The organism is Frankia sp. KB5 (assembly GCF_002099325.1).
GTDB lineage: Bacteria > Actinomycetota > Actinomycetes > Frankiales > Frankiaceae > Frankia > Frankia casuarinae.
This window is the reverse complement of record NZ_MRUJ01000205.1, coordinates 1-14,777: the sequence shown is the minus strand read 5'-3', so window position 1 is coordinate 14,777 and position 14,777 is coordinate 1. Positions and strand designations below refer to the sequence as shown.

Sequence of the window (14,777 nt, the reverse complement as noted above, 5' to 3'; positions counted from 1 at the left end):
CCGGCGCGGCGCAATGCGCGCTCGAACGTTCGCGCCACGTCCCGATGTGAGAGGAATCTCAGCCGGCCCCGCTTCGCGAAACGAAGTCGCACCCGTTCGACCACCGGCGTAGGCGGCGGCCCCTCAGGTCGCCGCGCCACTGCCCACCGGAGCCGGGGCGAGCCGCGGCGTGGTCGCGGGATCGGGTTGAATGGCCGGCTGCGGTCGCTCGGCCTGCCCGGACCCGGGGCCCTGGAGGTTCGACACCGCAAGCACGGGGAGCAGCCGACGTCCGGTCGGGCCGATCTGGGTGTCGGTGCCCATCGTTGGACAGACCCCGCAGTCGTAGCAGGGTGTCCAGCGACAGTCATCGAGCTCATTCCCGCTCAGCGCATCCTGCCAATCAGCCCACAGCCAGTCCCGGTCGAGGCCCGCGTCGAGGTGATCCCAGGCCAGCACCTCGCGTTCGTCACGCTCGCGGGTGGTGAACCAGTCCAGCGACACCCCCAGCGGTTCGAGCTCCGCCGCGCACGCGGACTCCCAGCGTTCGAACGAGAAGTACTCGTTCCAGCCGTCGAAGCGGCCGCCGTCTCGCCAGACCCGTTCGATCACCGCAGCCACCCGGCGGTCACCGCGGGCCAGCAGGCCCTCGATGATGCCAGGCCGACCGTCGTGGTAACGGAAACCGATCGCCCGACCCACCTCACGATCGGCGCGCACGGCATCACGGAGCAACTTCAGCCGGGCGTCGGTCACCTCGTGCGGCGCCTGCCCCACCCACTGAAACGGGGTGTGCGGCTTGGGCACGAACCCGCCGATCGACACGGTGCAGCGGATGTCGCGCTGCCCGCTGACCCGCCGACCGGCCCGGATGACCTCCCTGGCGAGGTCGGCGATCTCCAGCACGTCTTCGTCGGTCTCGGTCGGCAGGCCGCACATGAAATAGAGCTTCACCTGCCGCCAGCCGTGAGCGTAAGCGGTGCTAACGGTGCGGACCAGGTCCTCGGCACTGACCATCTTGTTGATGACCCGACGCAGCCGCTCGGAGCCGCCCTCGGGGGCGAAGGTCAGCCCGCTACGCCGGCCGTTACGGGAGAATTCGTTCGCGAGCGTGACGTTGAAGGCGTCCACCCGAGTGGACGGCAGACTCAACGAGACGTTGGCGCCCTCGTACCGGTCGGCGAGACCGGTGGCGATCTCGCCGATCTCGGTGTGGTCCGCGCTCGACAACGACAGCAGGCCGACCTCGGAGAAGCCCGTCGCGCGCAGCCCCGCGTCGACCATCGCACCGATGGTGGCGATGTTGCGCTCACGCACCGGACGGGTGATCATCCCGGCCTGGCAGAACCGGCAGCCCCGGGTGCAGCCGCGGAAGATCTCCACGCTCATCCGCTCGTGCACCGTCTCGGCGAGCGGGACCAGCGGAGCCTTCGGATACGGCCAGGAGTCGAGATCGGACAGCGTGTGCTTGCTCGGCCGGGCCGGCACGTCGTCCCGGTTGCGGGTGACCGACCGGATACGGCCGTCGGGCCGGTAGGAGACGTCGTAGAACGCCGGCACGTACACCAGGCGCCGGCAGGCCAGCCGGTGCAACAGCTCGCCCCGGCCACCGGGACTCCCGGCCGCCTTCCAGGCGCGAACCACGTCGGTGATGCCCAGCACGGCCTGCTCGCCGTCGCCGAGCACGACGGCGTCGACGAACGTGGCGATCGGCTCGGGATTGAAGGCGGCATGCCCCCCCGCGACGACCAGCGGATCGGCGTCGGTGCGCTCGGCCGCGTGCAACGAGATCCCGGCAAGATCGAGTGCCGTCAGCAGGTTGGTATACCCGAGTTCGGTGGCGAAGCTGACGCCCAACAGGTCGAAATCGCCCACCGCGCGGTGGGCGTCCACCGTGAACTGCGGCAGCCCGTGCTCGCGCAGCAACGCTTCCAGGTCCGGCCACACCGAGTAGGTGCGCTCGGCGAGCACATCCGGCTGCTCGTTGAGGATCTCGTACAGAATCTGTAGTCCCTGGTTGGGCAGGCCGATCTCGTAGGCGTCCGGATACATCAGGCACCAGCGGACGGCCGCGGAGTCCCAGGGTTTGACCGTGGAGTTGCCTTCGCCTCCGACGTACTGCACGGGCCTTCGCACCCGCGGGAGCAGCGGCTCCAGGCGAGCGAACAGCGACTGTCCGGACATGCATGCGAGCCTACGGCACGCGCCAGGTCCACCTCGACGCTCGGCCGACCCGGGAAGCGCGGCCGACCCGGGAAGCGCCGCCGACCCGGGAAGCGCCGCCGACCCGGGAAGCGCCGCCGAGCGAGCTCAGGAGGCATACGGGTCCGATCGGGATCGCAGCCKCACGTTMTGCAGGAGTCCGACAGCAATCATGTTTGCGAACATCGACGAACCGCCGTAGGAGAGAAAAGGCAACGGCAGGCCGGTGACCGGCATGATGCCCAGGCACATGCCGATGTTGACGAACGCCTGGAAGGTGAWCCAGGAGACGACCCCGGTGGCGACGAGCGCGCCGAAGGAGTCCTGCGAGCCGAAGCCGATCGACAGGGCCCGCCACAGAACCACGCCGAGCAACACGATGATTCCGCCACCCCCGAGATATCCCAACTCCTCCCCCGCGACACTGAACACGAAGTCCGTCTGCTGTTCCGGGACGAACTGGCCCTGGGTCTGCTGGCCGTGCAGCAGGCCCCGTCCGGAGATTCCGCCGTTGGCGATCGCGATCATCGCCTGGTCGACGTTGTAGCCCGTGCCGGACGATGCCTTGTTCTCGGAGACGAACGAGGTCAGCCGGGCCTCCTGGTACGGCTTCAGAAGATGGAACTGGAGGATCGCGCCGCCGAACAGCACACCGCAGAGGATCAGCCCCAGCACCCATCGGCGCGGCGCGCCGCTGACCGCCAGCATGCCGAGGGTGGTGAAGACCAGAACCATGACGGTACCGAAGTCCGGCTGCAACATGATCAAGCCGATCGGGACCACGGCGAGCCCGAGCACGAGCAGCACGTCACCGTGGCCAGGGGCGCCGCGCCGGACTCCCGTGTGCCGGTCCTCGTGTTTCTCACCGAGGATCATCGCCGCGCCGACCACGAGCGCCATCTTGGCGAACTCGGACGGCTGCAGCTGGAAGCCGGCAGGCAGCACAATCCACGAGTGTGCGCCGTTGATCGTCGAACCGAACAGGAGTACCGCGACGAGCCCGACGAGCGAGCCGAGATAGACGAAGGGCGCGTAGGCCCGCACCGCCCGGTAGTCGATGACGGTCGCAACCGCGCCGAGCACCAGCCCGATGGCCAGGTTCAGCAGGTGCCGATCGAGGAAGGTGTTGGGATCACTGCCCGCCTCGCTGAGCCGCTGGCGGGTCGCCGACCAGACCAGCAGAGCACCGAGAACGGACAACGCGATGACGCAGAGCTGCAGCGGCCAGTCGAGCCGGCGCAGCGGCGAGTGGGGCCCGGAAGCCCTCTCCCGCAGGTGCCCGATCCGCCCCCGGATGGGCACCGGAGACGATCGAAGTGCGGTGGGTCCCGCTTCGTCTACCACTGCGCCTCCCGCCACCACCGTCACGCCGACACGACATTCACGTCCTGGGCTCCCACCCCATCCCCCGAGACCCCGCCCCCATCCCGAGGCGCCGTCCTCACGGCACGAGGTGGCCGTCAGGGCGGCGCCCGGCCCGTCGCCGTCACGCCCGCGCCGCTGGTGCCGGGCAGGGGGGCGGCCGGGCCCGGCGCCGATCCGGCCGGCGAGGCCAGCGTCGCGGGGGCGGGCTGCGGTGACGCCGCCGCGATCGTCCCGTCCCGGTTGAGCTTCGGCAGCCCGGCCGGCGGTTTCCCACCCGGCATCGCCGCCGGCCGGCCGACACCGTAGATTGCCTGGTAGATCTGTTTGGCCACCGGAGCCGCGAACTCCGCGCCGGTCCCGGAGTCCGGGATGGTGACCACGACGGCGAACTGGGGGTCGTTCGCCGGCGCGAAGGAGGCAAACCAGGAGGTGTCCCCTTTACCCTCAACCTCGGCGGTTCCGGTCTTCGCCGCGATCGGGACGACGTCGCTCGGCCAGTCCGCGAAGACGCCGGTGGCGGTGCCCCCGCCCTCCGTCGTCACCCCGCGCAGGCTGTCCCGGATGTAGGCGAGGTTCTCCGGTGAGACCGGCAGCGTCCCGGCCCGGCGCGGCGCGAAGGTCCTGACGACCTTGCCGTCCGGAGACACGGTGGCCTTGGCGAGGGTGGGCTTGTACAGGGTGCCGCCGTTGGCGATGGCCGCGTAGGCGACGGCGAGCTGCAGCGGGCTCAGCGACAGGTACTGGCCTTGGCCGATCGCGAACTGGGTGGCGGCACCGGCGTTGTACAGGTAGCCGTCAACGCACGCCTCGGCGGCGTACTTGCGGTACCGCTCGGCCTTGGCCGGGTCGGGTTCCTCCGGGTAGCCGTTCTTGGCCCGCCGGCAGTAGGAGTCCTTGAGCTCCGCCCAGATCGCCTTGGCGCCGGCGCGGTCGACGACGGAGCCCCGCGTCTCGCCGGGCAGATCCAGCCCGGTGGTCCGGCCGAAGCCCATCGCCTGGGCCATCTTGACGAAGTATTCTTTCGGGGGGGAGTAGGGCCCACGGCCGTTACGCAGCCCGCCGTCCGCGAGCCAGGCGTCGTAGGCGAACTTGTCGAAGATGACGTCACAGGAAATGACCAGCGCCTGGTGCAGGGTGATCGGACCGGCCGACTCGCCGTCGAAATTGTGGAAGACCTGGTCACCGATCTGCAGGCTGGGCGCGCAGTCGTAGCGGTCGTTCCCCTTGGCGCCCAGGTTCTGCATCGCGACGGCGGTGGAGATGGCCTTGAAGGTGGAGCCGGCCGGCCCCGACCCCTGGTAGGCCCGCGAGAGCAGCGGGATGCCGTTCGCGGGATCGGACAGCGCCCGGTAATCGCTCTCCGAGACCCCACCGCTAAAGACCGACGGGTCGTAGGACGGCAGGCTCGCCATCGCGATCACCCCGCCGGTGCGCACGTCCAGCACAACCGCGGAGGCGGTGCGCGGGCCGCCCCCGAGCTTCTTGATCGTTTCCGTCAGCGCCTGCTCGACCGCCTGCTGCACGTCGAGGTCGAGGTTGAGCACCAGGTGGTCACCGCTGAGCGGCGCGATGGTCGACGCGGTACCGGCCACCCGGCCGAACCGGTCCACCTCCAGGCGTTCCACCCCGTCGGTGCCGCGCAGCTCGTCGTCATAGGTGCTCTCCAGACCGGCGACGCCGATCAGGCTGTTGAGGTGGTAGCCCTTCTCATCCCCCTGCTTGTCGAGCTGGTCCTGACTGACCGGCGCGAGATAGCCCAGCTCGTGCGCGGCCAGCGCGCCATGCGGGTACTCGCGGACGGCCTGCAGGTCGGCGGAGACACCGGGGAAGCGGTCGGGATGTTCGATGACGGCGAGGGCCTGCCGCGGACTGACGTCCTTGGCGACCGGTACCGGCTGGTAGGGCGATCCGTTCCAGCAGGGCGGCTTCACCTGGGCGCTACAGAACCGGATTCGCCGGGCGAGCTCGTCCGCGGGGGTGCCGATCACCGCGGCGAGGCGGGCGAGGACGGCCCTGCCCTGGTCGGCCTGCCGATCCGTGGTCGACCGGTTCACCGAGATGACCAGCGACGTACGGTTTCGGACGAGGGCCTGCCCCTTGTCGTCAAGGATCATCCCCCGGGTCGCGGGCGTCACCACCTCGCGGACCCGGTTGGTCTCGGCAACCCGGCGGTAACGGTCACCGTCCAGGATCTGGAGCACCCACAGCCGCGCGCCGAGTGTGATGAGCAGGGAGACGACCAGCACGCGCAGCAGCAGGACGCGGACCCGCATCCGGTCGTTCACCGCGGCTCCCGCCGTCGACCGCCGGCCAGCCGCCGGGAGCCCGCGAGCAGCAACGGGAACAGGAACGGGGTGAGCAGGAGGGCGTAGACGCCGGCTACCAACGCCCGCAGCACAGCCTGACCTCCCGTCAACGCCGCCTCACCGAGGATCGAGGTGGTGGCGGCGTATCCGAGAGTGCCCAGCACACTCGCCCCACCGATCGCCGCCAGGGGAACCACCACCGACCGCTCCGCCGCATCCATCGCCAGTCCGACAGCGTAACCGATCAGACACAAAACGAGAGCAGTCTGACCGAGGACATGACTGGAGGACAGATCGGCCAGCAATCCCGCCACGAAGCCGGCGACCGCGCCGAGCAATGGCCCCTCGATCAGCGCGATCGCTGCCAACAGAACGAGCATGAGGTCAAGCCGGCCACCGGGCAGACCCAGCCGGGCGATCACGGAGACCTGGAGGATCAGGGCGACGGTCAGGAGCACGACCGCGGCCACGACGGCGCGCCCGCGCAGGGTCTCCTCAGGGCCGGCGATGCCCCACATCACGCTCAACCCGCTCCGCCCCCGACGCCGGATGCCGCCCCGGCCAATGATCCCCCCACCGGCGACCCAGCGGTGGGTGACAGCGGGGCCGGCGGAACGGACGCGGCCGGCGGAACGGACGCGGCCGGCGGAACGGACGCGGCCGGCGGAACGGACGCGGCCGGCTCGGTCGGCACCGGCCTGGGCGTCAGCACCCGGTCGCCGGGGTCGGCCGGTGGCTTGCCGACCACCACCCCGACCAGGTCCAGGGTGCCGACCGACGCGTACGGTTTGACCTCGGCGGTCCGCGACAGACCATCGACGTCAGTGACCTTGGTGACCATACCGATCGGGACGCCGGCGACGTAGTCGAGACTGCCGAAGGTGACCAGCCGATCACCTTTCTGCACCCGATATGAGGCGTCGTACAGCGTGAAGGTCAACGTGCCCGGTCCCTGCCCACCGGCCACGGCACCGAGCAGCTGGGTGCGTTCGAGCCGTGCTCCGATGTGACTACCCGGGTCGCAGGCCAGCCGGACGATTGCGGTGTGCTCGGTCACGCCGGACACCGTGCCGACCAGCCCGTCGGCATTGAGCACGGTCTTGTCGACCACGATGCCGTCGGCCCTGCCGGCGTTGATGGTGACGGTCCAGTCCGTCCCCGTCACGTCACCGACCGCAATCACCTTCGCCGGCACGATGGTGTACTGGCCCTTGTCCGCCAACAACCGGAGGTCGGCGAGTTCGGTCGACATCCGGCCGATCTCGGTGTCGTCGGCGATCTGGCGGCGCAGGCGGGCGTTCTCCTCCGCGAGTCGATCCGCCCGGTCGTGATAGCGGTTCGGATGCGTCAGGGAGGAGGCGGTCCGGCCAATCGGGCGGGTGACCGTCGTGACGCCGTTCTCGACCCCCCCGAAGATCGAGTGCAGAACCCCACGTGCTCCGGTGGCCGATCTCCCGGTCCGGTAGTCCAAGGTGATCAGAGTGAAGGCGATGATGAGCAGGGCGACGATCACCAGGCGAGATCGCCTCGTGCCACGGCCCACAACACCCTCCGAACACACTCTTACGCGATCCGGTGCCGCGTGGCGACGGCCACGCGGCACCAGGCACCGCTCCGGCTATATCCAATGGGAAGGGATCGGTCCAATGGGAAGGGATCGGCAAAGGCCCTGCGCAAGCGCCTAGCGCCGCGGCTCGGAGATCAGTACCTGCTGTAGGGCCTCGAACTCCTCCACACACTTGCCCGACCCCATTGCAACCGAATGCAGTGGATTCTCCGCGATGTGGATCGGCATGCCGGTCTCCTGCCGCAGCCGCTCGTCGAGACCGCGCAGCAGCGCCCCGCCGCCGGTGAGGACGATGCCGCGGTCCATGATGTCGCCGGAGAGCTCCGGCGGGCAGCGGTCGAGGGTCACCTTCACCGCGTCGATGACCGCGTTGACCGGATCCTCGATCGCCTTGCGGATCTCCTCCGCGGTCACCACGATCGTCTTCGGCAGTCCGGTGATCAGGTCACGCCCACGGATCTCGGCGCTGGGCTCGTCGGGAACCTTGTGCGCCGACCCGATCGCCATCTTGATCTCCTCGGCGGTGCGTTCGCCGAGCATCAGCGAGTACTCCTTCTTGACGTAGGAGATGATCGCGACGTCGAGTTCGTCCCCGGCGGTACGGATCGACTGGCTGGTGACGATGCCGCCCAGTGAGATCACGGCGACCTCGGTGGTACCCCCGCCGATGTCCACGACCATGTTGCCGGTCGGCTCGTGCACCGGCAGACCAGCGCCGATCGCCGCGGCCATCGGCTCCTCAATGATGTAGACCTTGCGGGCGCCGGCCTGATAGCCGGCGTCCTTCACGGCCCGCTGTTCCACGCCCGTGATGCCGGAGGGCACGCATACGACCAGCCTGGGCTTGGCGAAATGGCGCCGCCGGTGCACCTTCTGGATGAAGTAGCGCAGCATCCGCTCGGTCGTCTCGAAGTCGGCGATGACGCCGTCCTTCAGCGGCCGCACGGCCACCACGTTGCCGGGCGTCCGGCCGATCATCCGCTTGGCGTCGGTTCCGACGGCGAGGATGCCCGAGGTGGTGGTATTGATCGCGACCACGCTCGGTTCGTTGAGGACGATCCCGCGGCCACGCACGTACACCAGCGTGTTGGCGGTACCGAGGTCGACGGCCATGTCACGACCGAGGAACGACAGCGAACTGGACATCGTCGGGTACCGACCTTCCCGGGGGATGCGGTCCTGGCCGCCTCCGGCGCGACCGACAGGCACGGCCTACCGAGGAGCCGGAGAAGCGCGTGGAACACGTACAGAGTTCGTAGATCGGACAAGACGACCCGGGCGCCCACCGGGAATTCGACCACGGCCACCGACCACGACCCTGTCGGTTACCGCGACCCACCGGACACGCTCCGGGCAAGTACTTGAAGGGTAGACCGACACCGGGCCCCTCGCCGCCCCGGTCGGTGATGGGCCGGTTTCGTGTCACCCTTGGGCCGGAACCGCCCTGCGCACACCCATGAGTCACGAGGGCGACACGCCCACGGTCCCGGCCCGGCCAGGCCACCCGAAATCCGACCGGAGGCGTCTCGATGCGTCTCGGGAACGCCCCGGTCGGTGTGAACGGCTACGCGGTCAGCTCAGGCCCGGGAAGAAGAGGTCGATCTCCCGCTTGGCAGACTCCGGCGAGTCCGAGCCGTGCACGAGGTTCTGGCCGATCTCCAGYGCGTAGTCCCCACGCAGCGAGCCGGGCGCGGCCTTGACCGGATCGGTTGCGCCGATCAGCCCACGCGACGCCTCCACCGCACGCGGCCCCTCGGCCACGAGGGCCACCAGCGGCCCGGAGGTGATGAAGTCGACCAGTTCACCGAAGAACGGCTTGCTGGCATGCTCTCCGTAGTGCGTCTCGGCGACGGACCGCTCCAACGTGCGCAGTTCGAGCGCCACCAGAGTGAGCCCCTTGCGCTCGAGCCGGCCGACGACCTCACCGACGAGGCCACGGCTGACGCCATCGGGCTTGACCAGGATGAGGGTGCGCTCGACGGACACGGTACTCCTTCTCGATCATCGACTTCGTCGTCCTCGACGAGGGACCCAAGGATCCCTCGCCAACTTACAGGGTGCCCACGTCCGCACCGTGACGGGACCGCGGCGTCCCGGGAACGCCCCGCAACCGCATCAGGAACGCGTCGGGAACATGTCGGAAAACCCAGGAGGACGTCACGGACGCAGCAACGCCCGGGCCCGACCCACGACGGAGGCCGAACCGGTGACCACCACGCCGGCGCCACCCAGATCGGCGTCCTCCTCGGCGAGGCGCACCCCGGCGTCGAGCGCGTCGTCCAACCGGGGTACGACCTCCACCCGGTCGGAGCCGAAGACACCCACGGCGACCGCGGCGAGACCGTCGACCGGCAGCCATCCGGGCCCAGCACCGGCGGTGACCACCACCGTGTTCAGGACCGGCTCCAGGACGGCCAGGAGCTCCGCTGCCTCCCGCTCAGCGGCACCGTCCCGCTCGGCGGCACCGTCCCGCTCGCCACCACCGTCCCGAGCGGCGGCACTCTCGACCTCGCGCTCGATGGCGATGACCCCGACAAGGACGTCGAAGGTGAACGCCTCGTCGAGCGCCGCGGCCAGCGCGCCCGCCGCCACAGGCGAGCCGGCCACGTCAAGAATGATCGTCGGGGACCGGCGGACGACCTCCAGCCGGCCCCGGGAGTCCACCTCGGCAAAACCGGCGCGGACCGCATCGACGTCGAGTTGGTTGCGCCCGCCGCCGAGGAACGCCTCGACCGCGGCCAGCGCGACCGCCGCGTTATGGGCCTGATGCGCGCCGTGCAGCGGCAGGAAGATCTCCTCGTAGGTGCCGCCCAGCCCCTTCAGCGTGATCATCTGCCCCCCGACGGCCACCTGCCGGCCGAGTACACCGAACTCCAGCCCCTCCCGGGCGACCATCGCCCCGGTCTCGGCGGCGCGCCGCAGCAGCGCCTGCGCGGCGGGCAGGACCTGCTGGGCCAGCACGACCAGGGTGTCGGCGCGGATGACTCCCGCCGTCCGCGTGGTGATCCGGTCCAGGCCCGCCGCCGGCTCCCACTCGCCCACCGCCACGGGGGTGACGACCGACACCGGCGCGTCGAGCAGTGCGCTCAGCTCGCCGGCGTCGTCCCAGCCGGACTCGATCACGGCGAGGTCGGCGGGGGCGTCGGCGAAGGCGGCGAAGGCCACGGCGGCAAGCAGCTCGAAGGCGCTCAGCCGGCCGTCATCCTCGATCAGCGGCAGGTACGGCGCGATATCGGCGTAGGCGCGGCCGAGGACGTCGGAATCGATCGTGGCGTCGGCCAACCCCACCCGCTGCTCGGCCCCGAGCCAGCCCGGCGAACTCAACGATCCCGCGCGGATGCCGAACGAGTGCAGCAGTGCGGTGATCGCGGACACCGTGGAGCTCTTCCCCACCGAACCGGTCACCACGATGCTCGGAAGGGCCCGCTGCGGCTGGCCGAGCAGATCCAGCAGACGGCGCAGCCGGTCGAAGCCCGGCCGGGCGCGGATGTCGCGGCGTTGGGAGTACTCGRCCGCGAACGCGCGTGGACCCTCCCGCTCGTGATCAGGAGCATGGGTGGTTCCGGCGGTCCCGGCAGCGCCTGTCACATCCCCGATGGTACGGCCCGATGGGACGGGTCCACCGGGTTCACTCCCGCCTACGCAGGCGCCCACGCCGGTACCCGCGCTCCCCCGCAAAGGACGCGTCCGGCGCACCTGTCCGCGGACTACTGTCGACCCCAGGTCGAAGGAGGGCGAAACCAGCCGGTGAAGTGGAACCAGCCTGTGAAGTGGACGTACGAGTCGGCGTGGGCCGCCCTGAACAACACGGTGGATCTCGAAAAGCAGACGATGCCGGCGGGTCGGCCGGTGCCGAGCCTTGACCGGATGCGGGAGCTGGCGGGCCGGCTCGGGGATCCGCACCGGGCGGTTCCGCTGATCCACCTGACCGGCACGAACGGCAAGACCTCGACGGCGCGGATCATCTCGGCGCTGCTGGGCGCGGCGGGGCTGCGGGTGGGGCTGTACACCAGTCCGCATCTGGAGCGGGTGAACGAGCGTCTGGTCGTCGACGGCCGACCGATCGGCGACGAGGAGTTCGGACGCTGCGTGGGCACCGTCCTGGACGCGGCAGCCCCGATGAGTGGACGGCCCACCTTCTTCGAGCTGCTGACGGCCACCGCCTTCCGATGGTTCGCCGACCTGGCCGTCGACGTCGCCGTGGTCGAAGTGGGCCTGCTCGGTCGCTGGGACGCCACGAACATCGCCGACGGGCGGGTCGCGGTCGTCACCAGCATCGGCGCTGATCATCTGGACTACGCCGGGAGTATGGCGGGCGTGGCCCGCGAGAAGGCCGGGATCGTCAAGCCCGGCAGTCACCTGGTGCTCGGCGAGGTGGACCCCCGCTTCGACGACATCTTCGCCCGGACCCCGGCCACGGACGTCCTGCGGCTGGGTCGGGACTTCGCCGCGGTCGCCGGCCACCCGGACGCGGCGGGTCGACGGGGCGGTTTCCGCACCCCGCAGGCGCGCTACGACGACGTGCGACTGTCCCTGCACGGTTCCTATCAGGATGCCAACGCGGCGTGCGCCCTGGCCGCCGTGGAGACCTTCGTCGGTCATTCCCTCCCCGACGTCGTGGTCCGGACCGGTCTCGGGGGCGTCCGGGCGCCGGGACGCCTGGAAATCGTGCGCGCACAGCCGCTGTGCGTGCTTGACGGGGCGCACAACCCGGCAGCGGGCGCGGCGCTCGCCCGGTCCCTGCGTGAGGAGTTCCCCGGGCGAGAGTGGACCGTCGTCTACGGGGCGCTGCGCGGTCACGACTACGAGGGGACTCTCGCGGAACTGCGCCACCAACCGATCAGCTCGCTGATCGCCTGCGAACCGGCGTCACCGCGGGCCATCCGCGCCGAGCACCTGGTCTGCGCGGCGCGGGCGCGGGCGATGCCGGCCCACGCCGCATCCGACGTCGGCTGCGCCGTCCGCCACGCCCTGCGGGACGCGGCGGGGCCGGGTGGGGCGATCCTGGTGACCGGGTCCTTCTACCATCTGGCTGAGGCCCGCCGGACCCTGACCGCGCTGGACCCGACGCACGGAATGCACTGAGTGACCCGACGCGCGGGCCGCGCCGAGTCGCACGGGACACGCCGAGTGGGCGCCGGGTAGGCGCCGTCAGGCCGACTTCTCCTGGCGGGGAGCCCGCTTGGACACGACGTCGCGCGGGACCAGCGTCGGATTGACGTGCTCCAGCACGACCTCGCGGGTGACGACGACCCGGGCCACATCCTTGCGGCTCGGGATGTCGTACATCACCGAGAGCAGGACCTCTTCCATGATTGCCCGCAGCCCACGAGCACCGGTCCCACGCAGGATCGCCTGGTCCGCGATGGCCTCGAGCGCGTCCGAGGTGAAGTCGAGGTCGACGCTGTCCAGCTCGAACAGCCGCTTGTACTGGCGGACGAGGGCGTTCTTCGGCTCGGTGAGGATGCGGATCAGCGCCTCACGATCCAGGTTGGACACGCTGGTGATCACCGGGAGCCGGCCGATGAACTCCGGAATCATGCCGTACTTCAGCAGGTCCTCGGGCATGATGTCGCCGAAGACATCGGATCCGTCCGGGTCGTCCTTGCCGTGCAGTACGGCGCGGAACCCCAGCGACTTCTTGCCGATCCTCGACTCGATGATCCGGTCGAGCCCGGCGAACGCCCCGCCCACGATGAACAGCACGTTCGTCGTGTCGATCTGGATGAACTCCTGATGCGGGTGCTTGCGCCCGCCCTGTGGCGGCACGCTGGCCGTGGTGCCTTCGAGGATCTTCAACAGGGCCTGTTGCACGCCCTCACCGGACACGTCCCGCGTGATGCTCGGGTTCTCCGACTTCCGGGCGATCTTGTCGACCTCGTCGATGTAGATAATCCCGGTCTCGGCCTTTTTGACGTCATAGTCGGCGGCCTGAATGAGTTTGAGCAGAATGTTCTCGACGTCTTCCCCGACGTAGCCCGCCTCGGTCAGCGCGGTGGCGTCGGCGATGGCAAACGGGACGTTGAGCATTCGCGCGAGAGTCTGGGCGAGCAGCGTCTTGCCGCAGCCCGTCGGCCCGAGCAGCAGGATGTTGCTCTTCGCGAGCTCGACCTCGCCCTTGCTCCCGTCACCGCTGGATCCGCCCGCCTGGACCCGCTTGTAGTGGTTGTAGACCGCGACGGAGAGGGTCTTCTTCGCCGTCTCCTGCCCCACCACGTAACTGTCGAGGAACTCGTAGATCTCGCGCGGCTTGGGCAGTTCGTCCCATTTGAGCTCGGAGGATTCGGACAGCTCCTCCTCGATGATCTCGTTGCAGAGATCGATGCACTCGTCGCAGATATAGACGCCAGGGCCGGCGATGAGCTTCTTCACCTGCTTCTGCGACTTACCGCAGAACGAGCACTTGARCAGGTCACCGCCATCACCGATGCGTGCCACCGAGGACTCAGTCCCTTCGTCCAGACGATGGTGTCGCCTGCATGTCAGGGGCGGTTGACACCGCCCAGTCGTCGCGTGTCTGCCTGCAACCATCCCCGTGGGGACGGTACCCCGCCGAGCCGTCCGGTGAGAGCCCAATCGCTCGGCTCATACCGGTCAGCCTACGGTCACCTTGGCCGCCCTCGCCCGTCCACGCAGTCCCATTAGGCCATCGCGTCACGGACGAGAACCGCTGACCGGGTTTCACCGCATCGGCGCGTCGGGTGTGGTAGCGGCCGACGGCCGACGACCGCGGGCCGGCCTCACGAGACGTCACGCCTCGCGAGGCTCCGACCGCGGGCTCGGACCGCCGGCCCGGCACCTCAGCGAGCGGTGGCGAGCCGGGAGGACTTCCGGGTCTTGATGACCTCGTCGATCAGGCCGTACTCCTTGGCCTCGTCGGCACTGAAGATCTTGTCACGCTCGATGTCCTTGCGGATGTCCTCTTCCTTCTTGCCGGTGTGGACGGCGAGCATCCGCTCCAGCAGAGACCGCATCCGCAGGATCTCCCGCGCCTGGATCTCGATGTCGCTCGACTGGCCCTCGCCCTGCGCCGACGGCTGGTGGATGAGGATCCGGCTGTTCTCCAGCGCGAACCGCTTCCCCGGCGTGCCCGCCGCCAGCAGCACCGCCGCCGCCGACGCCGCCTGACCCATGCAGATCGTCGAGATGTCCGGCCGCACGAACTGCATCGTGTCGTAGATCGCCGTCAACGACGTGAACGACCCACCCGGCGAGTTGATGTAGATCGAGATGTCCCGGTCGGGATCCTCGGACTCCAGGAACAGCAGCTGCGCCATCACGTCGTTCGCCGACACATCATCGATCTGCACACCGAGAAAGACGATCCGCTCCTTGAGCAGCTTCGAATACGGATCCAT

General features: G+C 69.6%; 12 protein-coding genes. 1 reads left to right on the top strand and 11 read right to left on the bottom strand.

From position 1 onward, the window contains the following. From KBI5_RS18615 to KBI5_RS18575, 9 genes are all read right to left on the bottom strand, one after another. Positions 1–140 (bottom strand): DUF2344 domain-containing protein (locus KBI5_RS18615; RefSeq protein ID WP_116289955.1); only part of this gene is annotated, 140 nt, incomplete at its 3' end. Next, positions 124–2,163 (bottom strand): TIGR03960 family B12-binding radical SAM protein, encoded by a 2,040-nt coding sequence (locus KBI5_RS18610; protein ID WP_011435660.1) that lies wholly within the window; start codon positions 2,161–2,163, stop codon positions 124–126. The genes KBI5_RS18615 and KBI5_RS18610, both read right to left, overlap by 17 nt. 126 nt (positions 2,164–2,289) lie before the next feature. After that, a complete protein-coding gene (gene rodA / locus KBI5_RS18605) occupies positions 2,290–3,525 on the bottom strand; it encodes a rod shape-determining protein RodA (protein WP_085015974.1) in 1,236 nt (411 codons plus the stop codon). Positions 3,526–3,641: 116 nt separating this feature from the next. Then, entirely contained in the window at positions 3,642–5,831 is a 2,190-nt protein-coding gene (gene mrdA / locus KBI5_RS18600) for a penicillin-binding protein 2 (protein WP_011435658.1), read from the bottom strand. Further along, the gene (gene mreD, locus KBI5_RS18595; protein WP_011435657.1) at positions 5,828–6,370 is read right to left on the bottom strand and encodes a rod shape-determining protein MreD; all 543 of its coding nucleotides are present in this window, start codon (positions 6,368–6,370) and stop codon (positions 5,828–5,830) included. The genes mrdA and mreD overlap by 4 nt, the downstream gene beginning before the upstream one ends. A 5-nt stretch (positions 6,371–6,375) precedes the next feature. Further along, a complete protein-coding gene (gene mreC, locus KBI5_RS18590; RefSeq protein ID WP_085015973.1) occupies positions 6,376–7,395 on the bottom strand; it encodes a rod shape-determining protein MreC in 1,020 nt (339 codons plus the stop codon). A 138-nt stretch (positions 7,396–7,533) separates the two neighbouring features. Then, positions 7,534–8,565 (bottom strand): rod shape-determining protein, encoded by a 1,032-nt coding sequence (locus KBI5_RS18585; protein ID WP_011435655.1) that lies wholly within the window; start codon positions 8,563–8,565, stop codon positions 7,534–7,536. 426 nt (positions 8,566–8,991) lie between these two features. Next, complete coding sequence (ndk, locus tag KBI5_RS18580) at positions 8,992–9,405, bottom strand: nucleoside-diphosphate kinase (protein ID WP_011435654.1); 414 nt, start codon at positions 9,403–9,405, stop codon at positions 8,992–8,994. Positions 9,406–9,576: 171 nt separating this feature from the next. Further along, the gene (locus KBI5_RS18575; protein WP_085015972.1) at positions 9,577–11,007 is read right to left on the bottom strand and encodes a dihydrofolate synthase; all 1,431 of its coding nucleotides are present in this window, start codon (positions 11,005–11,007) and stop codon (positions 9,577–9,579) included. A gap of 177 nt (positions 11,008–11,184) precedes the next feature. Between KBI5_RS18575 and KBI5_RS18570 the strand changes: the two genes are divergently transcribed. Then, entirely contained in the window at positions 11,185–12,504 is a 1,320-nt protein-coding gene (locus KBI5_RS18570; protein WP_023840540.1) for a Mur ligase family protein, read from the top strand. A gap of 66 nt (positions 12,505–12,570) precedes the next feature. Here KBI5_RS18570 and clpX read toward each other — a convergent pair whose 3' ends face one another. Both clpX and KBI5_RS18560 read right to left on the bottom strand, forming a co-directional pair. Further along, entirely contained in the window at positions 12,571–13,857 is a 1,287-nt protein-coding gene (clpX, locus tag KBI5_RS18565; RefSeq protein WP_085015971.1) for an ATP-dependent Clp protease ATP-binding subunit ClpX, read from the bottom strand. Positions 13,858–14,219: 362 nt separating this feature from the next. Further along, on the bottom strand, positions 14,220–14,777 hold a 558-nt coding region (locus tag KBI5_RS18560; RefSeq protein ID WP_035958189.1), incomplete at its 5' end, for an ATP-dependent Clp protease proteolytic subunit.